Source organism: Streptomyces sp. NPDC002784 (assembly GCF_053592135.1).
Window position 1 is genome coordinate 564038 of record NZ_JBSFVD010000001.1, and the last position, 21396, is coordinate 585433.

Annotated in this window: 21 protein-coding genes; 12 read left to right on the plus strand and 9 right to left on the minus strand. The window is 71.8% G+C overall.

What is annotated here, in order from left to right:
* The first annotated feature begins 3 nt into the window (after positions 1 to 3).
* From sdhA to ACWD1Z_RS02575, 4 genes are all read left to right on the plus strand, one after another.
* On the plus strand, positions 4 to 1758 hold the full coding sequence (gene sdhA / locus ACWD1Z_RS02560; RefSeq protein WP_451114910.1) for a succinate dehydrogenase flavoprotein subunit: 1755 nt from the start codon (positions 4 to 6) through the stop codon (positions 1756 to 1758).
* Positions 1758 to 2519: a succinate dehydrogenase iron-sulfur subunit gene (locus ACWD1Z_RS02565; protein WP_389415302.1), complete on the plus strand. Its 762-nt coding sequence runs from the start codon at positions 1758 to 1760 to the stop codon at positions 2517 to 2519. The genes sdhA and ACWD1Z_RS02565 overlap by 1 nt, the downstream gene beginning before the upstream one ends.
* A gap of 159 nt (positions 2520 to 2678) precedes the next feature.
* Positions 2679 to 3089 (plus strand): VOC family protein, encoded by a 411-nt coding sequence (locus tag ACWD1Z_RS02570; protein WP_451114912.1) that lies wholly within the window; start codon positions 2679 to 2681, stop codon positions 3087 to 3089.
* 129 nt (positions 3090 to 3218) lie between these two features.
* Positions 3219 to 4208 (plus strand): peptidase, encoded by a 990-nt coding sequence (locus ACWD1Z_RS02575; RefSeq protein ID WP_451114914.1) that lies wholly within the window; start codon positions 3219 to 3221, stop codon positions 4206 to 4208.
* A 78-nt stretch (positions 4209 to 4286) separates the two neighbouring features.
* Here ACWD1Z_RS02575 and ACWD1Z_RS02580 read toward each other — a convergent pair whose 3' ends face one another.
* Entirely contained in the window at positions 4287 to 6671 is a 2385-nt protein-coding gene (locus tag ACWD1Z_RS02580; RefSeq protein WP_451115444.1) for an MMPL family transporter, read from the minus strand.
* Between the two features lie 167 nt (positions 6672 to 6838).
* On the opposite strand from ACWD1Z_RS02580, the gene ACWD1Z_RS02585 reads away from it, so the two are divergent.
* Together ACWD1Z_RS02585 and ACWD1Z_RS02590 are read left to right on the plus strand one after the other, a co-directional pair.
* A complete protein-coding gene (locus ACWD1Z_RS02585) occupies positions 6839 to 7528 on the plus strand; it encodes a response regulator transcription factor (protein WP_451114916.1) in 690 nt (229 codons plus the stop codon).
* On the plus strand, positions 7525 to 8967 hold the full coding sequence (locus ACWD1Z_RS02590; protein ID WP_451114917.1) for a sensor histidine kinase: 1443 nt from the start codon (positions 7525 to 7527) through the stop codon (positions 8965 to 8967). Before ACWD1Z_RS02585 ends, ACWD1Z_RS02590 begins: the two co-directional genes overlap by 4 nt.
* Positions 8968 to 8997: 30 nt before the next feature.
* Here the strand turns inward: ACWD1Z_RS02590 and ACWD1Z_RS02595 are convergent, their stop codons facing one another.
* Both ACWD1Z_RS02595 and ACWD1Z_RS02600 read right to left on the minus strand, forming a co-directional pair.
* Positions 8998 to 10221 carry a metallophosphoesterase gene (locus tag ACWD1Z_RS02595; protein ID WP_451114919.1) on the minus strand — a complete coding sequence of 408 codons (1224 nt, stop codon included), beginning with the start codon at positions 10219 to 10221 and terminating at the stop codon, positions 8998 to 9000.
* An 18-nt stretch (positions 10222 to 10239) separates the two neighbouring features.
* On the minus strand, positions 10240 to 10482 hold the full coding sequence (locus tag ACWD1Z_RS02600) for an SCO4848 family membrane protein (protein ID WP_389415308.1): 243 nt from the start codon (positions 10480 to 10482) through the stop codon (positions 10240 to 10242).
* Positions 10483 to 10573: 91 nt separating this feature from the next.
* Between ACWD1Z_RS02600 and ACWD1Z_RS02605 the strand changes: the two genes are divergently transcribed.
* A complete protein-coding gene (locus tag ACWD1Z_RS02605; protein WP_451114921.1) occupies positions 10574 to 11860 on the plus strand; it encodes a D-alanyl-D-alanine carboxypeptidase family protein in 1287 nt (428 codons plus the stop codon).
* On the opposite strand, the gene ACWD1Z_RS02610 is transcribed toward ACWD1Z_RS02605, so the two are convergent.
* Genes ACWD1Z_RS02610 through ACWD1Z_RS02625 form a run of 4 tightly spaced genes read right to left on the minus strand, consistent with a single transcriptional unit; the run spans position 11814 to position 14758 of the window.
* Positions 11814 to 12716 (minus strand): YihY/virulence factor BrkB family protein, encoded by a 903-nt coding sequence (locus tag ACWD1Z_RS02610; protein WP_451114922.1) that lies wholly within the window; start codon positions 12714 to 12716, stop codon positions 11814 to 11816. The genes ACWD1Z_RS02605 and ACWD1Z_RS02610 overlap by 47 nt on opposite strands.
* Positions 12704 to 13141 carry a GtrA family protein gene (locus ACWD1Z_RS02615; RefSeq protein ID WP_451114924.1) on the minus strand — a complete coding sequence of 146 codons (438 nt, stop codon included), beginning with the start codon at positions 13139 to 13141 and terminating at the stop codon, positions 12704 to 12706. Before ACWD1Z_RS02615 ends, ACWD1Z_RS02610 begins: the two co-directional genes overlap by 13 nt.
* Positions 13138 to 14136 (minus strand): decaprenyl-phosphate phosphoribosyltransferase, encoded by a 999-nt coding sequence (locus ACWD1Z_RS02620; protein ID WP_451114925.1) that lies wholly within the window; start codon positions 14134 to 14136, stop codon positions 13138 to 13140. Before ACWD1Z_RS02620 ends, ACWD1Z_RS02615 begins: the two co-directional genes overlap by 4 nt.
* On the minus strand, positions 14129 to 14758 hold the full coding sequence (locus ACWD1Z_RS02625; protein WP_451114926.1) for a phosphatase PAP2 family protein: 630 nt from the start codon (positions 14756 to 14758) through the stop codon (positions 14129 to 14131). The genes ACWD1Z_RS02620 and ACWD1Z_RS02625 overlap by 8 nt, the downstream gene beginning before the upstream one ends.
* A 133-nt stretch (positions 14759 to 14891) precedes the next feature.
* Here ACWD1Z_RS02625 and ACWD1Z_RS02630 point away from each other — a divergent pair, with 133 nt between their 5' ends.
* On the plus strand, positions 14892 to 16247 hold the full coding sequence (locus ACWD1Z_RS02630; protein WP_451114927.1) for an FAD-binding protein: 1356 nt from the start codon (positions 14892 to 14894) through the stop codon (positions 16245 to 16247).
* 65 nt (positions 16248 to 16312) lie between these two features.
* Complete coding sequence (locus ACWD1Z_RS02635; RefSeq protein ID WP_451114928.1) at positions 16313 to 17068, plus strand: decaprenylphospho-beta-D-erythro-pentofuranosid-2-ulose 2-reductase; 756 nt, start codon at positions 16313 to 16315, stop codon at positions 17066 to 17068.
* A 104-nt stretch (positions 17069 to 17172) separates the two neighbouring features.
* Here ACWD1Z_RS02635 and ACWD1Z_RS02640 read toward each other — a convergent pair whose 3' ends face one another.
* Positions 17173 to 17751, minus strand: a complete 579-nt coding sequence (locus ACWD1Z_RS02640) for a 2'-5' RNA ligase family protein (RefSeq protein WP_451114929.1) — start codon at positions 17749 to 17751, stop codon at positions 17173 to 17175.
* A 136-nt stretch (positions 17752 to 17887) separates the two neighbouring features.
* Positions 17888 to 18901 (minus strand): tryptophan--tRNA ligase, encoded by a 1014-nt coding sequence (gene trpS, locus ACWD1Z_RS02645; protein WP_451114930.1) that lies wholly within the window; start codon positions 18899 to 18901, stop codon positions 17888 to 17890.
* Positions 18902 to 19043: 142 nt separating this feature from the next.
* Here trpS and ACWD1Z_RS02650 point away from each other — a divergent pair, with 142 nt between their 5' ends.
* The 3 genes from ACWD1Z_RS02650 to ACWD1Z_RS02660 all read left to right on the plus strand — a co-directional run bounded on the left by ACWD1Z_RS02650 (position 19044) and on the right by ACWD1Z_RS02660 (position 21334).
* Positions 19044 to 19604, plus strand: coding sequence for an RNA polymerase sigma factor (locus ACWD1Z_RS02650; RefSeq protein ID WP_451114932.1), 561 nt, complete (start codon positions 19044 to 19046; stop codon positions 19602 to 19604).
* A complete protein-coding gene (locus tag ACWD1Z_RS02655) occupies positions 19597 to 20481 on the plus strand; it encodes a hypothetical protein (protein WP_451114933.1) in 885 nt (294 codons plus the stop codon). The genes ACWD1Z_RS02650 and ACWD1Z_RS02655 overlap by 8 nt, the downstream gene beginning before the upstream one ends.
* Positions 20482 to 20593: 112 nt before the next feature.
* Positions 20594 to 21334: a hypothetical protein gene (locus ACWD1Z_RS02660; protein WP_451114935.1), complete on the plus strand. Its 741-nt coding sequence runs from the start codon at positions 20594 to 20596 to the stop codon at positions 21332 to 21334.
* Positions 21335 to 21396 lie beyond the last annotated feature (62 nt).

Consider the following 21396-nt stretch of genomic DNA (forward strand, 5'->3'; position numbering starts at 1 on the left):
ATCATGAAGATCCACAAGTACGACACCGTCATCGTCGGCGCCGGTGGCGCGGGCATGCGCGCGGCCATCGAGTCCACCAAGCGCAGCCGCACCGCCGTGCTCACCAAGCTCTACCCCACCCGCTCCCACACGGGCGCCGCGCAGGGCGGCATGGCCGCCGCGCTGGCCAACGTGGAGGAGGACAACTGGGAGTGGCACACCTTCGACACGGTCAAGGGCGGTGACTACCTGGTCGACCAGGACGCCGCCGAGATCCTGGCGAAGGAGGCCATCGACTCGGTCCTCGACCTGGAGAAGATGGGCCTGCCGTTCAACCGCACCCCGAACGGCACCATCGACCAGCGCCGCTTCGGCGGTCACAGCCGCAACCACGGCGAGGCCCCGGTCCGCCGGTCCTGCTACGCCGCGGACCGCACCGGCCACATGATCCTCCAGACGCTGTACCAGAACTGCGTCAAGCAGGGCGTGGAGTTCTTCAACGAGTTCTACGTCCTGGACCAGCTGATCACCGAGGTGGACGGCGTCAAGCGCTCCGCCGGTGTGGTGGCGTACGAGCTGGCCACCGGTGAGATCCACGTCTTCCAGGCGAAGGCCGTCATCTACGCCTCCGGCGGCTGCGGCAAGTTCTTCAAGGTGACGTCGAACGCGCACACCCTGACCGGTGACGGCCAGGCCGCCGTCTACCGCCGCGGGCTGCCGCTGGAGGACATGGAGTTCTTCCAGTTCCACCCGACCGGCATCTGGCGCATGGGCATCCTGCTGACGGAGGGCGCCCGCGGTGAGGGCGGCATCCTGCGCAACAAGGACGGCGAGCGCTTCATGGAGAAGTACGCGCCGGTCATGAAGGACCTCGCCTCCCGGGACGTCGTCTCGCGCTCCATCTACACGGAGATCCGCGAGGGCCGCGGCTGCGGTCCCGAGGGCGACCACGTCTACCTGGACCTCACCCACCTCCCGCCGGAGCAGCTGGACGCCAAGCTCCCGGACATCACCGAGTTCGCGCGGACCTACCTCGGCATCGAGCCCTACACGGACCCGATCCCGATCCAGCCGACCGCGCACTACGCGATGGGCGGCATCCCGACGAACGTCGAGGGTGAGGTGCTCGCCGACAACACGACCGTGGTCCCGGGCCTGTACGCGGCCGGCGAGGTCGCCTGTGTGTCGGTGCACGGCGCCAACCGGCTGGGCACCAACTCGCTGCTGGACATCAACGTCTTCGGCAAGCGCGCGGGCATCGCCGCCGCCGAGTACTCCCAGAAGGCCGACTTCGTCGAGCTGCCGGAGAACCCGGCGGAGCTGGTGCTGGCCCAGGTGGAGAGCCTGCGCACGTCCACCGGCACCGAGCGGGTGGCGACGCTGCGCAAGGAGCTCCAGGAGACCATGGACGCCAACGTCATGGTGTTCCGCACCGAGCAGACGATCAAGACGGCGGTCGAGAAGATCGCCGAGCTGCGCGAGCGCTACCGGAACGTGTCGATCCAGGACAAGGGCAAGCGGTTCAACACCGACCTGCTGGAGGCCATCGAGCTGGGCAACCTGCTCGACCTCGCCGAGGTCATGGCCGTCTCCGCGCTCGCCCGCAAGGAGTCCCGCGGCGGTCACTACCGCGAGGACTACCCCAACCGCGACGACGTCAACTTCATGCGCCACACCATGGCGTACCGCGAGGTGGGCGACGACGGCACGGAGTCCGTACGTCTCGACTACAAGCCGGTCGTCCAGACCCGCTACCAGCCGATGGAGCGTAAGTACTGATGGCAACCCCCGTTCTGGACAAGGTGGAGGCGGACTCCGCCGCCTCTCCCTACATCACCGTCACCTTCCGCGTCCGCCGGTTCAACCCGGAGGTCTCGGCCGAGGCGACCTGGGAAGACTTCCAGCTGGAGATCGACCCCAAGGAGCGCGTCCTCGACGGTCTGCACAAGATCAAGTGGGAGGTCGACGGCACGCTGACCTTCCGCCGCTCCTGCGCGCACGGCATCTGCGGTTCCGACGCCATGCGGATCAACGGCAAGAACCGTCTCGCCTGCAAGACGCTGATCAAGGACATCAACCCCGAGAAGCCGATCACGGTCGAGCCCATCAAGGGCCTCACGGTCCTGAAGGACCTCGTGGTCGACATGGAGCCGTTCTTCCAGGCGTACCGCGACGTGATGCCCTTCCTCATCACGAAGGACACCAACGAGCCGACGCGTGAGCGGCTGCAGAGCGCCGAGGACCGCGAGCGGTTCGACGACACCACCAAGTGCATCCTGTGCGCCGCGTGCACGTCGTCCTGCCCGGTCTTCTGGAACGACGGCCAGTACTTCGGCCCGGCGGCCATCGTCAACGCGCACCGCTTCATCTTCGACTCGCGTGACGAGGCCGGCGAGCAGCGCCTGGAGATCCTCAACGACAAGGACGGCGTGTGGCGTTGCCGCACGACCTTCAACTGCACGGACGCCTGTCCGCGTGGCATCGAGGTCACCAAGGCGATCGCCGAGGTCAAGAAGGCGCTGATCACGCGCCGCTTCTGAGCTCCGCCGCGTTGACCCAGGGCCCTGCTCCCGCACATCGGGAGCGGGGCCTTCGGGCTTTCCGGGGCCTTCCTCACCGTGGCCTGTCCCATGCGCCAACCGTACGAGCCGCCACTGACAATCCCGGGATCCGGCCGATCATCCGCCTACTCTGACTGTGTGTCAGATGACGAGTCCTACGAACTGCTCGGGTTCGACAACGTGCTGCTGCCCGTCGGTGACCTCGGTGAGGCCGTCGGGTTCTACGAACGCGCCGGGTTCACGGCGGCGTTCCGGTTCGACGAGGCGGGGATCGCGCTGCTGAAGGTGGGCGGCGAGACCCCCGGCATCCTGCTGCGGCAGGAGGAGGGGCTGAACCACCGCCCGCCGCCCTGGCACGCGCCCCGTCTGTGGCTGGAGGTGCCGGACGCCCGCGCGGCCGCCCGCCGGCTCGCCGACGCCGGGATCGCGCCGCTGGACGAGCCCTTCCCGGGGGCCACCGGATGGACCGTCGAGGTCGCCGACCCCTGGGGGAACGTCCTCGGCCTCACCGACTACACCAAGCGCCCGGCGCTCGGCCGGCAGCCCTGAGGCGACCCGCGCCTGCCGAGGCGGCCGGTTTTCGACCATCGACTTGGCATGCACCCTTCCAAAATGGCGCTCAGGTGGGACGCTCCTGACAGCTTCGATCCACTCCGCACCCCTCACAAAGGAGTACGCGTGCGAGGCATACCTCGGATAACCCGCTCCCTCCTCGTCGGCGTCACCGCCCTGCTCACCGCCGCCGGAGCGCTGGCCGTACCGGCGAGCGCCGGGCCCCGGTCCGACACCGGCGTCCGTCCGGTCACCCAAGCCGCGCAGGAGAGAGCCGCCGCGTTCTGGACCCCGGCGCGGATGCGGGCGGCCGAGCCGCTGGACCTGCTCCCGGTGAGCGGCCACCGCGGCACGGCGCCGGCCAAGGGCGCACGGACCACCGTCCCGGCCACCGTCCCGGCCACCGACACCGGCACCGGCACCGGCATCCAGGCCTTCCCGCACGGCGGCGGCGCCTGGACCGGCGGCGGGGCCGTGGTCTCCACGGCGGGCCGGGTCTTCTTCACCTACCAGGGCCGTACGGCGTCCTGTTCCGGCAACGCCGTCACCAGCGCCAACAAGAGCACCGTCATCACCGCGGGCCACTGCGTGCGGATGGGCGGCGCCTGGCACACCAACTGGGTCTTCGTGCCCGGCTACCACGACGGCCAGTCCCCGCACGGCCGCTGGACCGCCACCAGGACCCTCGCCACCCCGCAGTGGACGGCGAGCGAGGACATCAACTACGACATCGGCGCCGCCGTCGTCGCCCCGCTGAACGGGCGGTCGCTGACGGACGTCGTCGGCGGACAGGGCCTCGCCTTCAACACCGGCTACAACCTGCGCATGTACGCCTTCGGCTTCCCGGCCGCGAGCCCCTACGACGGGGAGAAGTTCATCTACTGCTCCGGCAGCACCAGCCGGGACTTCCTGCTCTCCAACGACCACGGCATGACCTGCAACATGACCGGCGGCTCCAGCGGCGGCCCCTGGTTCACCCAGTTCGACGAGTCCACCGGCACCGGACTGCTGTCCTCGGTGAACAGCTTCAAGTACAACTTCCTCCCGAACCGGATGTACGGCCCCTACTTCGGCGCCGACGCGCAGAACCTGTACCAGGCGGCACAGTCGTCCTGATCCGCACCGGTCGGTGCACGGACTTCCTGCCGGGGATGACGCCGGTGCTGCCGAGCCCCGGCAGGAAGCCGCCTCCGCTCAGTTGACCGCGTCGACCTCGCCCTCGGCGAGCTCCACGTCGTAGACCAGCGGCTCACCGTCCACCACCACGTGCCCCGCGCGCGAGCCGTGCGCCGAGGCCGTCGCCGCCAGCAGATAGGTGCCCGGCGCCGGGACCGAGACGATGTACGAGCCGTCCGCCAGGGAGGTCACCCGGTCCAGTTGGCGGCCGCCCTTGGACAGCAGGGTGACGGCCGCTCCCGGCACCGGGTCGCCGTCCGCGGTACGGATGAAGCCGTGCACCACCGAGGCACCGCCCTCGACCGCCGGCCGCTGCTCCAGCGCCTCCTCCTTCGGCTCGACCGCCAGATGCGGCAGCCGCTTCTCCAGACCGGCCGGCAGCCACCAGTTGGACTTGCCGAGCAGGAACATCGCGGCCGGCACCAGCGCCGTACGCAGGATGAACGCGTCCAGCGCCACCGCCGCCGCGAGACCGACGCCCGCCATCGCGCCCTCCATGTCACCGCTGAGGACGAACGCGGAGAACACGCAGATCATGATCAGGGCCGCGCAGTTGATGACCCGGCTGGTCTCCGCCAGGCCCACCCGCACGGCGCGCGCGTTGTCCTTGGTGTGCACCCATTCCTCGTGCATCCGGCTGACCAGGAAGACCTGGTAGTCCATGGAGAGGCCGAAGAGCAGCGAGAGCATGATGACCGGCAGGAACGAGGTGATCGGGCCCTCCTTGCCGACGCCGATCAGCTCGGTGCCCCAGCCCCACTGGAAGATCGCCACCAGCACCCCGAAGGACGCGGCGGCCGCGATCAGGTTCATCAGCGCGGCCGTCAGCGGCACGACCAGCGAGCGGAACGCCACCAGCAGCAGCAGGAAGCCCAGCGCGATGATCGCCGCGATGAAGTAGGGCAGCCGGTCCGAGGTCACCGACGCGAAGTCCTTGAACACGGCCGTCACACCGCCCACATGGGCCTCGACGCCCGCCTGGGCGATCACGTCGTCGCGCAGCCGGTCGATCAGCTGGTCGGTCTGCTCCGACTGCGGCGAGGTCGTCGGCACCACATTGATCACCGAGACGCCGTTGGCGGGCGGCACGGCGGCCACCTGGGCCACTCCCTCGGTGGACTCGATGGCGGTGACCAGCGAGTCGGGGGCGGGGCCGTCCACGACGACCTGGAGCGGGCCGTTGACACCGGGTCCGAAGCCCTCGGCGAGCAGGTCGTAGGCCTGCCGGGTGGTCGTGGACTCCTGGTGGTTGCCCTGGTCGGTGGCGCCGAGCCGGATCGACAGCACCGGCAGCGCCAGCACCGCCATGACGACGAGGGCGCCCGCGGCGATCGACCGCGGCCGCTTCTGGACGTACACCGACCAGCGCGCCGCGAGCCCGCTCGCCTCGTCCGGCTCCGGTCCCGTCGCGGCCAGCCGGCGGCGCTGCCTGCGGCTGAGCACCCGCGGGCCGAGCAGGCCCAGCAGCGCGGGCAGCAGGGTGATCGCGGCGAGCACGCTGAGCACCACCGTCAGCGAGGTCGCGATGACCACGCCGTCCAGGAACCGCATGTTCATCACCAGCATGCCGGCGAGCGCGATGCACACCGTGCCGCCCGCGAACAGCACCGCGCGCCCGGAGGTGTTCAGGGCCGTCACCGCGGCCTCCTCCGGCTTCATCCCGCGCAGGATGCCGCGCCGGTGCCGGGTCACGATGAACAGCGCGTAGTCGATGCCGACGCCGAGGCCGATCAGCGAGCCGAGCAGCGGGGCGACCTCGGGCACGTCCGTGACATGGCTGAGCAGCATCGTGGAGAGCATGCCGGTGCCCACGCCCGCGATCGCCACCACGATCGGCAGCAGCATCGCGAACAGCGAGCCGAAGGCGAGGAACAGCACGATCGCCGCGGCGAGGATGCCGACCGCCTCGGCGGTGCCGGCCGGCGGCTCCTGCGTACGCGCGATCGCCTGTCCGCCCAGCTCCACCTGGAGTCCCGCCTGCTCGGCGGCCTGCGCGGTGTCGACGATGTCCTCGATCACCTCCTTCGGGATGCCGTTGGCCTGCTCCTTGAAGGTGATCTGGGCGTACGCGATCCGCCCGTCCTCGCTCACCTGCGGATCGGTGACCTCACCGACCCCGTCCATCCCCGCGATCTCCTCCAGCGCGGGCTGTACGCGGCTCTCCACGGCCGCGTCCCGCACGGAACCCTCGTCCACCTTCCACACCACCGTGTCGGTGTCTCCGGCGCGCTCCGGGAAGGCCTTCTCCATCAGGTCGTACGCGCGCTTGGAGTCCGTGTCCGGCAGGGAGAAGACGTTCGCGTAGTCCGTGCCCGCGGCGGAACCGCCGAAGCCCAGGCCGAACAGTGCCCCCACCCACAGCAACAGGACCACCAGCCGGTGCCGATAGCACCACCGTGCCAATGTCGCCACGCTCAACGCTCCTTCATCGGTCGTCGGTCGGTCCCCCAGGTCCTGCACACCACCATCGGGGCCGCCGCTCGCGCGCGGACAGGCGAGGGGCCCGACTCTCAAGGAACTCCAAACCGGGAACCGGTCCGGTTGTCAGTGGTCGCGCCGATACTGGGCACATGACTACGGCTGTGGGCACCGTGCTGGTCGTGGAGGACGAGGAGAGCATCGCGGACGTCCTCGCCATCGCCCTGCGCTACCACCGGTTCGAGGTGATGACCGCGGGCACCGTCCGCGAGGCCCTGGCGCTCGCCGGGCGCACCCGGCCCGATGTGGCGCTGCTGGACGTGATGCTGCCGGACGGCGACGGCCGCGCCCTCGGCCGTCAGCTGCGCGCCGGCCAGCCGGAGCTGGCGCTGGTCTTCCTCACCGCCCGCGACTCGCCCGCCGAGATCGTCGGCGCCCTGGGCTTCGGCGACGACTACATCACCAAGCCCTTCGACATCGACGTGGTGATCGCCCGCGTCACCGCCGTCCTGCGCCGCACCCGCGCCGCCGACGTCCTCCCCCAGCGCCCGCCGCTGCGCTACGGCGATCTGGAGCTGGACGAGTCGACGTACTCCGTGCACCGCGCGGGCCGCACCGTCGAGCTCACCCCCACCGAGTACGCCCTGCTGCGCTTCCTGGTCCGCAACGGCGGCCGGATCGTGCCCAAGGAGCAACTGCTGCGGCACGTCTGGCAGTACGAGCACACCCCGCCCGAGTCGACCGTCGTGGAGACCTACATCAGCTATCTGCGCCGCAAGCTCGACACCCTCGGACCGCCCGTCATCACCACCCGCCGGGGCGTCGGCTACGGGCTGGCATGAGGTTCCGGTGCCTGGGCCGGGGGCATCGCGGCATCCACTCGCTGCGCGCCAAGCTGACCCTGGCGAACGTGGCCCTGCTGGCCCTGGGCATCGTCGCGGCGACCGCGATCAGCCTGATGGCCGCCCGCCACTACCTCCTCGACAAGATCGACTCCGAGCTGCTGGCGACCCGCACCACCCTGCAGAACGCCGGGTTCAGCATGCGCCAGATCGAGTCGCTCGGTGAACTGGGCATCGCCATGGACCAGTTCGCGGGCAGCGGCGCCGAATCCCTGCCCAGCTCGACCGGGTCGGTCTTCGTGGCCGTCGACCGCGCGGGCCGGCCCGTCTCCCTGGGCCCGCTGGAACCGACGGCACGGCAGCGTTCGGTGGCCGCCGAGGTCGGTGATCCCACGGTCCTGGCCGCCGCGGCGGAACCCCGGGACATCGAGGTGGAGGGCACCCCGTACCGGGTGGTCGCCGCCCGTCTCTCCGACGGTCCGGTGGTCCTGATCGCGATCTCCACCGACGCCCTGCACGAGGGCATGGCCAAGGCGCTCAAGCTGGACCTCGCCTTCGGCACCCTGCTGCTGGCCCTGCTGGCCTGTCTGACCCTGTTCAGCGTCAGCCGCAGGATGCGTCCACTGGAGGACATGGTGGAGACCTCCTCGGCCATCGCGGAGGGCGACCTGACCCGCAGAGTGCCCTCCAGCCGGGAAGCCACCCTGGAGGTGGAGCAGCTGCGGCTGGCCCTCAACTCCATGCTCCACCAGGTGGAGTTGGCCTACCGCACCCGGGAGCGCAGCGCGGCCCAGCTCCGCCGCTTCGTGGCGGACGCCTCGCACGAACTGCGCACCCCGCTGGCGGCGATACGCGGCTATCTGCAGCTCTACGACAAGGGCATGCTCAACGACCCCGACCAGCGCAAGCGGGCCTGGGAGCGGGTGCTGGCGGAGGCCGACCGGATGGGCCGCCTGGTGGACGAGCTGCTGTGCCTGGCCCGCCTGGACCAGCAGCCCGAACTCCGCTTCCGCAACGTGGACATCAGCCGGCTGGTCCGGGACGCGGCGGAGGACCTGCGCGTCCAGCAGCCGGACCGCCCGGTGACGGTGTCGGCGGAGGGCGCCCTCCTGGTCCGGGCCGACGAGTCGGGGCTGCGGCAGGTACTGGGCAACCTGACCGGGAACGTCCGCACGCACACGCCCGTCGACGCCCCGGTCCACCTCGCGGTGGAGCGGGCGGACGGTGTCGTGCGGGTGCGCGTGGCGGACCGGGGCCCGGGGCTGGCCCAGGAGGACGCGGCCCGCATCTTCGACCGCTTCTTCCGGGCCGGAGGAGGCGCGGGCAGCGGCCTGGGCATGGCGATCGTGCAGGGGGTGGTGAAGGCGCACGGGGGCGAAGTAGTCGTGGACACGGCGCCGGACGAGGGGCTGACGGTGATGGTGACCCTGCCGACGTGAGGGGGCGGGGTGCCGTCGGTACACCCCGGATCAGGCCTGCCTGGAGGCCAGTTGGATGACCGTGATGTCCGACTCGGCCCCGACCCGCGTGGGCGGGCCCCACGCTCCGGCGCCGCGGCTGACGTAGAGCTGAGTGTCGCCGTACCGCTCCAGGCCCGCCAGGGTCGGGTTGGCGCCGGCCGCGACGAGGTTGCCGGGCCAGAGCTGGCCGCCGTGGGTGTGGCCGGAGAGCTGGAGGTCGACGCCGTGCTCGACGGCGTCGTGGATCTGGACGGGCTGGTGGGCGAGGAGCACGCACGCGCGTGCCGGGTCGCGGTCGCCGAGCGCCTTGGCGAAGTCCGGGCCCTGGCCCTCCTCCTCGCCCGCGATGTCGTTGACTCCGGCGAGATCGAACCAGGGCAGTTCGGTCCGGGCGTTCTCCAGCGGGAGCAGACCGAGGCGCCGCACCTCCTCGACCCACTGCTCGGCGCCCGAGAAGTACTCGTGGTTGCCGGTGACGAAGTAGGCGGGGGCGTCGAGGCCGCGGAGCGGGGCCACGGCCGGGGCGAGGTCCCGCACGCTGCCGTCGACGAGGTCACCGACGACGGCGACGAGGTCCGGCCGGGTGGAGTTGATGGTGTCGACGACCCGTTGCGCGAAGCCCCTGCCGAGGACCGGGCCCAGGTGGACGTCGCTGACGACGGCGATGCGGTAACCGTGCGCCGCGCGCGGGAGCTTGGCGAGCGGGACGGTGACCCGCTTCACGCTCGGCCCGTTCAGCACGCCGTACGTGCCGATCCCGACGGTCCCCACGGCCGCCGCCGCGGCGGCGCCGCCGATGACACGGGAGACGAACAGGCGGCGGGAGGGGGCGGCGACCAGCAGCGGGCCCTCGGGCTCGGGCGGGGAGGGCGCGCCCACCGGCACCGGCTCGGCCTGCCGCACGGGCGCCTCGGCGGGCTCGCGGCGCTCCAGCAGGCGGCGCAGCAGCGGTCGTAGGGCCTCGCCCGCCAGCAGGGCCAGCAGCAGGTACATCGAGAGCGCCAGCCACAGGAAGCCCGGCCACGCCAGCACCTGCTGCAGCCAGAAGGGCGCGCCGGTGCGCTCGGCCACCAGGGCGGCGAACGCCAGCAGCCAGCCGCCGGCGATCAGCGCGGCGCCCGCGCGGCGGACCCAGCCGGGGCCGCTGGAGGTGTCGCGGAACAGGCGGCGCCACACGTACCAGTTGGCGGTCACCATGACCGCCAGGACGAGCACCACGAAGACGATGACCACGAAGTCGTATCCCTCTGCCTATGACGTCCGGCGCAATGCGCGCACCCCGCGCAACCCGATGGCCCCGACAACCGTCCCCAATACGAAGGAGACGACCGCGAGCAGCAGGTGCACCCAGAAGTAGCCCGTCGGGTCGCCCGCGTCGTCGAACGCGAGCCCGCTGCCGTCCTTGACGAGGTTCTTGACGAAAGTGATCCAGATGAACCAGCTCCACACCCCGAAGGCGAGCAGGAACCAGGAGACGGGGCGGCTGAGCTTCATACGTTCAGTATCACCGCCGCGTGTCCGGTTCCCCGGCCGGGGTGGGGGTCGGGGCGGGACATCACCCGCGGTGCCCTGTACGTTCTCGTCCGTGCCCGCACCCCAGAAGACCACCAGGCGATCGCTGCTGGTCACTTCCGCCGTCGTCGCCTCCCTCGCGCTGAGCGTGCCCGTCTCGTACGCGGCCCCGAGTCCCTCGCCGACTCCGTCCGCGACTCCCCCGGCGACCATGTCGACGGTGGGCGGCGAGCGGCTCGGGCGGCCGGGGACCCAGGTCGAGCTGGCGAGCGGGGTGCCCGTACTGCCCAAGAAGCTGTCCGCGCGCTCGTGGATCGTCGCCGACGCCGAGTCCGGCGAGGTGCTCGCCGCGCACAACGCGCACTGGCGGCTCGCCCCCGCGAGCACGCTGAAGATGCTGTTCGCGGACACCCTGCTGCCGAAGTTCCCCTCCTCCACCGAGCACAAGGTGGTCCCCTCCGACCTGATGGACGTGGGGTCCGGCTCCAGCCTGGTCGGGATAAAGGAGGGCGAGAGCTACACCGTGCACGATCTGTGGCTGGGTGTCTTCCTGCGCTCCGGCAACGACGCCGTGCATGTGCTGTCGAAGATGAACGGCGGCATCGACAAGACCGTGGCGGAGATGAACGCGCACGCCGAGGAGCTCCAGGCGCTCGACACCCACGCGGTCTCCCCCGACGGCTACGACGCCCCCGGGCAGGTCTCCTCCGCCTACGACCTGACCCTGATCGCCCGCTCCGGGCTGCAGAAGGAGGACTTCCGGGAGTACTGCTCCACGGTCTCCGCGAAGTTCCCGGGCGAGACGAAGAAGACCAAGAAGGGCAAGAAGGTCCGCGAGTCCTTCGAGATCCAGAACACCAACCGGCTGCTCAGCGGGGACGCCGGCATCTCCGTCTACCAGGGCATCGCGGGCGTGAAGGACGGCAACACCACCAACGCGGGCGCCACCTTCACCGGGGTCGCCGAGCGTGACGGCAAGGTGCTGCTGGTCACCGTCATGAACCCGGAGAAGGACGAGCACAACGAGGTCTACAAGGAGACCGCGCAGCTCTTCGACTGGGGCTTCAAGGCGGCCGGCAGGGTCCAGCCGGTGGGCGAGCTGGTGCCGCCGAGGAGCGCCGTCGAGGCGAGCGCCCAGCCGGGCGCCGACGACTCCGGCGCCGGCTCCGGGGAGGCCGGTGGCTCCGGGGACGGCGAGCCGGTCGCGAAGCCGGTGGTGGGCGCCGCGGCCGAGGGCGGTTCGACCGGCGTCGGGATCGCGCTCGGGGTGGCCGGTGGGCTGCTGGTGCTGCTCGCGGCGGGCGCGTTCCTGGTCAACCGCCGGTGGCCGCTGCCGGATCTGGTACGCCGACGTCGGTGACCTCTTCGGCCTTGGTGCCGGTCGCCGTCCACGCCGCGCAGAACACCACGAGCTTCGAGGTGAAGTTGATCCACAGCAGCAGGGCGACCGGCACCCCGAAGGCGCCGTACATGCTCTTCGAGGCCACGCCCTGCATATAGCCGCTGAGCAGCAGCTTCAGCAGTTCGAAGCCGATCGCGCCGATCAGCGCGGCCACCATCAGGCGGCGGCGCGGCGGCTCGACCCCGGGCAGCAGCGTGAGGACGTAGAGCAGGACCAGGAAGTCGGCGAGGACGGCGACCGCGAAGGCGACGACGTGCAGCAGGACGCTGCCGAAGCCGCCCTCGGCGATCCCCAGCTCCTTGATCAGCCGGCCGACCAGCGCGGACGCCACGGCGGAGGCGGCGATCGTGACCAGCACGGCGCCGCCGAGACCCAGCAGGATGCCCGCGTCCTTCGCCTTGTGCAGGACGGGGTTGTCCTCCTCGTCGTCCAGCTCCCACACCGCGCGCAGGCACTCGCGCATGGAGCCGACCCAGCTGATGCCGGTGAACAGCAGCAGGGCGCCGGCGATGAGGCCGATGGTGCCGGCGTTGTCCACCAGGCCGTCGACGTTCAGCTGGTCGGAGATGCCGGGCACCTGCTCGGCGATCTTGTCCTCGAGCGTGTTCTGCTGGTCGCTGCTGAGCGTGGCGGCGGCGATCGCGGCGGCCACGGCGAGCATGGGGAACAGCGCGACGAAGCTGGTGAAGGTCATCGCCGCGGCCAGCCGCGTCCACTTCACCCGGTCCATGCGCTCGTACGACCGCCACGCGTGCGTGGTCATCAACCGGGCCATGAGCGGCCCGATGACGGGGAGCTTTTTCAGCCAGTCCATGATCCGACTCTCCCCTCGTTGTGAAAGACCCATGTACGGGTTCCCCAGAACCGCAGGACAGTCGCCAGCGCCATGCCCACTCCGGCGCCGGACACGACGTCCGCGCGTGGGGAGGTGAACCCCAGGCCGTAGTGGCTGACGGCGAGGCAGAGCAGCTGTACGGCGGCCCCGGCGACGTTCACCGCGAAGAAGGCGGCGTACGGGCGCAGGCCCCTGGGGCGGGTGTGCCGGTAGGTGCCGAGCGCGTTGCCCGCGTAGGCCACCGTGCAGCCGGCCACGAAGGACAGCGCCTTGGCGGTGAGCGGGTCGAGGCCGGCCGGTCCGCGCAGGGCGACGAACAGGCCCGTGTCGACGGCGTAGGCGAGCAGGCCCGCGGCGGCGAAGCCCAGCAGTTCCCGGCGGTCCGCCCGCACGCGCGTCCTCACCAATTGGCCACCGCCAGGCCGTACATGGCGAGCCAGACGAGGGCGATCAGGGCGAGGGCGCGGTCGCGCAGCACGACGTCCTCGGGTTCGCCCGCCGTGCCGCGGTCGGCGAAGACGGCGTACCGGAGGATCGCGAGGATGAACGCGACCATGGACAGCTGCCGCCAGGGCAGCACGCTGGTGTGCGGGACCCCGCCCTCCTCCAGCGCCCACAGGCAGTACCCGAGGACGGCGACCCCGGCCGCGAGCTGCCACACGAAGCGCAGGTAGCCGGTGGTGTACTCGGTGAGCAACGCGCGCGTGGCGCCCGCCTGTCCGGCCATCTGCACGGCTTCGGAGTAGCGCTTGGCCGACACCATGAACAGCGCGCCGAAGCCGGTCGTGATCAGGAACCAGCGCGAGAGCGGGATGCCGAGCGCGAGCCCGCCCACCATGGCCCGCATCAGGAAGCCCGTGGTCACCACCACCAGGTCGACGACCAGGACGTGCTTGAGGCTGACGCAGTACGCCAGTTGCATGCCCAGGTAGGCGGCGAGCAGGGCGGCGACCAGGGGATCGCTCAGCCAGGCGGCGGCGGCCGGGGCGAGGACGGCGAGGGCGCCGCCGACGGCGTAGGCGACCGGTACGGGGACCTGGCCGGCGGCGACCGGGCGGTGCCGTTTGGTGGGGTGGGCGCGGTCGGCCTCCGCGTCGCGGGCGTCGTTGATCAGGTAGACGGCGGCGGCGCAGGCGGTGAAGAGCACGAAGACGAGGGCGAGTCGGGTGAGGGCGTGGGTGGTGAAGAGCTGTCCCGCGGCGGCGGGGGCGGCCACCACCAGGACGTTCTTGACCCACTGCTTGGGGCGGGCGGTCCGGAGGAGGCCGCGCAGGAGGCCGCGGCCGGGGGTCGTGGCGCCGGTGGCGCGCGAGGGCGTGCGCTGTTCCAGGAGCGCGGGTTCTCTGGTGCCGGGCGCGGCGCCGGGCGCGGTGCCGGCCAGGGGCGTGGCCTCAGTCATGCGCGCCGCCCTTCATCCACCGCGCGCCCGCACACGCCGTGAGAACTCCCAGGGCGGCGCCCGCCACCACATCGGAGGGGTAATGGACGCCGACGACCAGACGGGAGAGACACACGGCGGCAGCGAGGGGCGGGAGGACGACGCGGGCGGCTGTGAGGGTGGGGAGGGTGGCTGTGGGGGTGGTGCGAGCTGCCTGGCGGGCGGCGGTGTCGGCTGCGTGGCGGGCGGGCGCGGCTGCCGTGGCGGCCAAGGGTGTCGCTGTGCTGCCGCGCGTTGTCAGCATGCCGAAGGCGACCGCGGCGGCCGCTGCGGAGGCCGCGTGGGAGCTGGGGAAGGAGTGGCGGCCCGCGGTGCGTACGAGGGGGGCGACGTGCGCGGGGCGCGGGCGGCGCACCACCCTCTTCACCCCCATGCTCACGAGGTGCGCCCCCGCGGTGAGCGCGGTCCCGCGCAACCAGGCGCCGCGCCGCGCTCCGTCGGCGGCGGCTCCCGCGAGGCCCGCCGCCAGCCACAGGGCACCGTGCTCACCGGCCCAGGACAGGGCCCGCGCGGGGCCGGCGACGCGCGGATCACCGCCGTACACACGCAGCGCCGAAAGGATTCGGTGGTCCAGATGGTCCATGGGGACTCACTGTTCACGCCGACCGCGCCGTAACTCCGGCAATATTGAGCGACATCCCATTAATCACCCATTTCGGGGAGAGTAGGGATGTTTCACAACGAATCGCTCGTTAACCGGCGATACGGTCGCCGACATGCCTGCCGACACCGTTTCCGTCACGGGATGGGGCCGCACCGCTCCCACCGCCGCCCGTCTGATCCGCCCCCGGACGTACGAGGAGGCCGCGGCCGCCGTCCGCGCGTGCGGGCCCCGGGGCGGCATCCCGAGAGGTCTGGGGCGGGCGTACGGGGACGCGGCGCAGAACGCCGGTGGCGCCGTGCTCGACATGACGGGCCTGGAACGGGTGCACGCCATCGACGCCGACGGCGGCACCGTCCTGTGCGACGCGGGCATCTCCCTGCACCGGCTGATGCAGGTGCTGCTGCCGCTCGGCTGGTTCGTGCCGGTGACGCCCGGCACCCGCCAGGTGACCGTCGGCGGGGCGATCGGCGCGGACATCCACGGCAAGAACCACCACGTCTCCGGCTCCTTCTCCCGGCACGTCCTCTCCCTCGAACTGCTCACCGCGGACGGCGAGATCCACACCGTCGGCCCGGGGACGCCGCTGTTCGACGCGACCGCGGGCGGCATGGGTCTGACGGGGGTGGTCCTGACGGCCACGCTCCAGTTGCTGCCGGTGGAGACCTCGCTGATGTCGGTCGACACCGAGCGCGCGACGGACCTCGACGACCTGATGGCCCGCCTCACCGCCACCGACCACCGCTACCGCTACTCGGTGGCCTGGATCGACCTCCTGGCCCGCGGGGCCGCGACCGGCCGCGCGGTCCTCACCCGTGGCGACCACGCCCCCCTGGAGGCGCTGGGCGACGGCACGCGCGCGCGGAGGGACCCGCTCGCCTTCCGCCCCTCCCAGCTGCCGTCCCCGCCCGCCCTGTTCCCCGAGGGCCTGCTCAGCCGCCGCACGGTCGGCCTGTTCAACGAGGTCTGGTACCGCAGGGCGCCCCGCGCGCGTACCGGCGAACTCCAGCGGATCTCCAGGTTCTTCCATCCCCTGGACGGGGTCCCGCACTGGAACCGCGTCTACGGCCGCGGCGGCTTCGTGCAGTACCAGTTCGTCGTCGGACACGGGCGGGAAGACGCCCTGCGCCGGATCGTGCGGCGCATCTCGGACCACCGGTGCCCGTCGTTCCTGGCGGTCCTCAAGCGCTTCGGGGAGGCCGATCCCGGGTGGCTGTCCTTCCCGGTCCCCGGCTGGACGCTGGCCCTGGACATCCCGGCGAACCTCCCCGGCCTCGGCGCCCTCCTCGACGAGCTGGACGAGGAGGTGGCCTCGGCGGGCGGCCGCGTCTACCTCGCCAAGGACTCCCGCCTGCGCCCGGAGCTGCTCGCCGCGATGTACCCGCGCGTGGCCGACTTCCGCACCCTGCGCGCCGAGACGGACCCGCGCGGGGTCTTCACCTCGGACCTCTCCCGCCGCCTCGGCCTGTAGCCCACGCCCGTCGGCCTGCGGCCCGCCACTCCACCCCTCCCCGCCCCCTCCCCCAAGGAGCCGTCATGAAGGACGCCTTCGGCCTCCCCCAGTCCCTGCTCGTCCTCGGCGGCACGTCCGAGATCGCGATGGCGACCGCCCGCCGGCTGATCGCCCGGCGCACCCGCACGGTGTGGCTGGCGGGGCGTCCGACGCCCGCCCTGGAGGAGTCGGCCGAGCAACTGCGCGCGCTGGGCGCCCGCGTGCACACCGTCGCCTTCGACGCGCTGGACACCGAGTCCCACGAGTGGGTGCTCGGCAAGATCTTCGCCGAGGGGGACATCGACCTCGTGCTGCTGGCGTTCGGCGTCCTCGGCGACCAGGCCCACGACGAGCGCGACCCGGTGGCCGCGGTGCGCGTGGCCCAGACGAACTACACCGGCGCGGTCTCGGCGGGCCTGATCTGTGCCGGCGCCCTGCAGAACCAGGGCCACGGCTCCCTGGTCGTGCTGTCCTCGGTGGCCGGCGAACGCGCCCGCCGCGCCAACTTCATCTACGGCTCCAGCAAGGCGGGACTCGACACCTTCGCGCAGGGCCTCGGCGACGCCCTGCACGGCACGGGCGCCCACGTGATGGTCGTACGCCCCGGCTTCGTACGCTCGAAGATGACCGCCGGGCTGGAGGATTCCCCCCTGTCGACGACCCCGGAAGCCGTGGCGACGGCGATCGAGCTGGGGCTCAGGCGCCGGTCGGAGACGGTGTGGGCGCCCGGGGCCCTGCGCATGGTGATGTCGGCGCTGCGGCACCTGCCGCGTGCCTTGTTCCGGCGGCTGCCGATCTAGGCGGGAGATCGGCGGCGCCGGTGTCAGGGGCACGAGGAACGGCGCGACCAGCCTGCACCGGCCCGCAGATCACCCGCGGCCTTCGTCCGGCCCACCCTGCGGAGCTAACTCGCCGGGATCGACCCGCGCTGGACGTGGCTCGCCTGCGGCGGCACCACCGCCCCGCCGAAGGCGTACTCCCGCAGCTTGCGCCACACGCCGTCCGCGCCCTGCTCGTAGAGCGCGAACCCGGTGCAGGGCCACTCGGCCTCGTAGTCGGCGAGTTCCTCGAACGCGCGGTCCATCGCCGCCTCGTCGATGCCGTGCGCGACCGTCACATGCGGGTGGTACGGGAACTGGAGCTCACGCGCCACCGGACCGGACGCGTCCCGCACCTGCTTCTGCAGCCACGAACAGGCGTCCGCCCCCTGGACGACCTGGACGAAGACGACCGGTGACAGGGGCCGGAAGGTCCCCGTGCCGGACAGCCGCATCGGGAAGGGCCGCCCGGCCGCCGCCACCTCCATCAGGTGCGCCTCGATCGCCGGCAGCAGCGAGGCGTCCACCTCGGTGGGCGGCAGCAGGGTGACATGCGTGGGGATGCCGTGAGCCGCGGCGTCGCCGAAGCCCGCGCGCCGCTCCTGGAGCAGGCTGCCGTGAGGCTCCGGGACCGCGATCGACACGCCGATCGTTACGGTCCCCACGTCGTCTCCTGTCGTCGTGACGGTCGGTTCTCTCAGCCGTCGGCTATCGACTGTACGGCCACGGCTGTGCTGGGGGCAGGCGCAAGCGAAGTGATGTGCAGCGCTCTGCCAGTAGTACGTGTGTGCGGTGGTGCGCTCAGTGCTTGGCGGGCAGGAAGCCGACCCTGTCGTAGGCCTGCGCCAGCGTCTCCGCGGCGACGGCACGTGCCTTCTCGGCACCCTTGGCCAGGATCGAGTCGAGCGTCTCCGGGTCGTCCAGATACTGCTGGGTCCGCTCCCGGAACGGCGTCACGAACTCGACCATGACCTCGGCGAGGTCCGTCTTGAGCGCACCGTAGCCCTTGCCGTCGTACTTCTGCTCCAGTTCCGCGATTCCGGCCCCGGTGAGGGTCGAGTAGATCGTGAGCAGGTTGCTGACGCCCGGCTTGTTCACGGCGTCGTAGCGGATGACGGTGTCGGTGTCGGTGACCGCGCTCTTGACCTTCTTCGCGGTGGCCTTGGGCTCGTCGAGGAGGTTGATCAGACCCTTCGGCGTGGACGCCGACTTGCTCATCTTGATCGACGGGTCCTGAAGGTCGTAGATCTTCGCCGTCTCCTTGAGGATGTACGGCTTGGGGATCGTGAAGGTCGCGCCGAACCGGCCGTTGAAGCGCTCGGCGAGGTCGCGGGTCAGCTCGATGTGCTGGCGCTGGTCCTCGCCGACCGGGACCTCGTGGGCCTGGTAGAGCAGGATGTCGGCGACCTGGAGGACCGGGTACGTGAACAGGCCGACGGAGGCCCGCTCCGTGCCCTGCTTGGCGGACTTGTCCTTGAACTGGGTCATGCGGGAGGCCTCGCCGAAACCGGTGAGGCAGTTCATGACCCAGCCGAGCTGGGCGTGCTCGGGGACATGGCTCTGGACGAAGAGCGTGCAGCGCTCGGGGTCAAGACCGGCGGCGAGGAGCTGGGCGACGGCGAGCCGGGTGTTCCCGCGCAGCTCCGCCGGGTCCTGCGGGACCGTGATCGCGTGCAGGTCGACGACCATGTAGAACGCGTCGTGGGTCTCCTGGAGGGCCACCCACTGGCGGACGGCGCCCAGGTAGTTGCCGAGGTGGAACGAGCCTGCGGTGGGCTGGATTCCGGAGAGCACACGGGGTCGGTCAGAAGCCATGCTCACCATTCTCTCAGGTCTCGGCGCCCGATCCGGAACTGATCGCGAACTGGTCCGCAACAGGTGGGAACCGATCCGTCTGCCGCGGTGTAACAAGGGTGTGAGAACGCGGGAGGGGGGCCGCATCGTCGATGAGGCCGTGGTGATCGCTCGCGTACGCGCCGGGGATCCGGAGGCGTACGCGGAGCTGGTGCGTGCCCATACGGGCATCGCGCTGCGGGCGGCCGCCGCGCTCGGAGCCGGTGCGGACGCGGAGGACGTGGTGCAGCAGGCCTTCGTCAAGGCGTACTGCGCGCTGGGGCGGTTCCGGGACGGTTCGGCGTTCCGGCCGTGGCTGTTGTCGATCGTCGCCAATGAGACGAGGAACACAGTGCGCACGGCGGCCCGGCAGCGCACGCTCGCCGGCCGGGAGGCCGCCTTCGTGGAGGCCGAGCCGCTGATACCGGAAGCGGCGGACCCGGCAGCGGCGACGCTGCGCGAGGAGCGCCGCGCGGCCCTGCTGGCCGCCCTGGAGAAACTGAGCGAGGAGCACCGCCTGGTCGTGACCTACCGCTATCTGCTGGAGATGGACGAGCCGGAGACGGCCCAGGCACTGGGCTGGCCCCGCGGGACGGTCAAGTCCCGGCTCAACCGCGCACTGCGCAAGCTCGGCAGGCTGCTGCCGGATTTCGAGCCCGGGGAAGGGGGTGAGGAGCATGAGTGAGGAGCACAAGGCGTACGACGGTGACGGCGGCCGCGGGCTGCCGGAGGAGCTGCGGTCGCTCGGGCGGTCGCTGGACCGGCCGGGGGCGGACGGCGCCGAGACGATGGCCGAACGCGTGCTGGGGCAGATACTCGCCGAGCGGATCCCGACGCCGGTGGCCGAGCCGGCGGGGGCCGGGGAGCGGATGCGGGCGGCGCGGCGGTGGGTGCGGGCGCGCCGGCGTTCGCTGACGGCGGCGCTGTGCGGCCTGCTCACGGTGCTCGTGCTCACTCCCCCGGTGCGGGCGGCGGTCTTCGACTGGTTCGGCTTCGGCGGGGTCGAGGTCCGCTACGACCCGTCCGCCCGGCCGTCGGCGAGCGCCGAGGTGCCTCGCTGCGAGGGCTCGGGCTCGGTGTCGCTCGCGCAGGCCGGGCGCCGGGCCGGGTTCGAGCCGGCCGTGCCGGGGGCGCTGGGCGCGCCGGACGCGGTGACGGTGACCGGGGAGCCGCAGGGGCGGTTCCTGGTGAGCCTGTGCTGGCAGCAGGGCGGCCGGACGATCCGGCTGGACGAGTTCTCGGCCCGGCTGGACACCGGTTTCATCAAGACCGTGCGGGAGCAGCCGGAGTGGCTCACGCTGGGCCGCTCCTCGGTGCCGGAGCCCGCGCTGTGGTTCGCGCGACCGCATCTGCTGAGCTTCTGGCTGGTGAGCGCGGACGGTTCTCCGTACACCCGCGAGGAGCGGACGGCGGGGCCGACCCTGCTGTGGATGCACGGGACGGGCACGGCGGACGACGACATCCTCACGCTGCGTCTTGAGGGCGTGGCGTCGAAGGAGCGGGCGGTGGAGATCGCGACGTCGCTGGAGGCCGCGCAGCCGCTGGAAGGGGCCTCCGAATAGTCGGTCGGGGGTGGGAACCCCGGCGGGCCGGGCGGTGTACCAGAAGTGACACGCGGCTCACGGACGGGCCGCTCGGTGATCGGCTGCTTGGGGGTTTCGGATGTGCAGGCGAGTGCTCGGTTCGAGAGGCGGACGGCGTCGGCTGACGTCGCTGGCGGGGGCGTTGACGGTGGCGCTGGGGATGCTGGTGTGGGAGGCGGCGCCGGCCTCGGCCGGGGGGCCGACCAGCGCGTTCCTGGCCTCCCCGGAGACCGGGAAGGCGGGAGGGCTGTACGCCTCGGACCGCAGGTACGCCCAGCTGGACTCCCTCCTCCAGGCGGGCCCCCTGGCTGCCCCGCCCAAGGACGCGATGGCGGACCGGCGCGTCACCGTCACCTGGCTGGTGCACGACACCTCTCCCTGGCGGGTCGACCAGATCTTCCCCGTCACCGAGGGCGAGGACGTCTGGGTGCACCGGACGATGGACATCACCGAACGGACGGACGGCAGCTGGCACCGTGCCCCGAACCCCGAGCGGCTGCGAGCCCTGCTGGCGGACGTGGGCGTGCTGAGTGAGGGGGACGGTGGTGCGGATCTGTCGTCCTTCTCGCTGCGGGAGGTGTACACGGCCGGCGGGGAGCAAGCGAGCGTTCCGGAGACGGAGAAGGAGACGGAGGCGCCGGTGCAGGGTGCCGCGGCGCCCCGGCCCGTGGCGGCCTCGGGGACGGGCGAGGACACCGACTGGTGGTGGGCCCTGCCCGGCGGTGCGGCCGGGGCGGTGCTGGCGCTGACACTGCGGCCCTTCGTCACGCGGATTCCGCTGGGCGGCCGGAGGGGCGAGCCGGGGCCCCGGCAGGAGCTGCGGGACGCGTGAGGGGCACGGGCGGACGGGATCGACAGGGGGAGGTCGAGGGCGGATGAGGGTGCCCAGGGGGC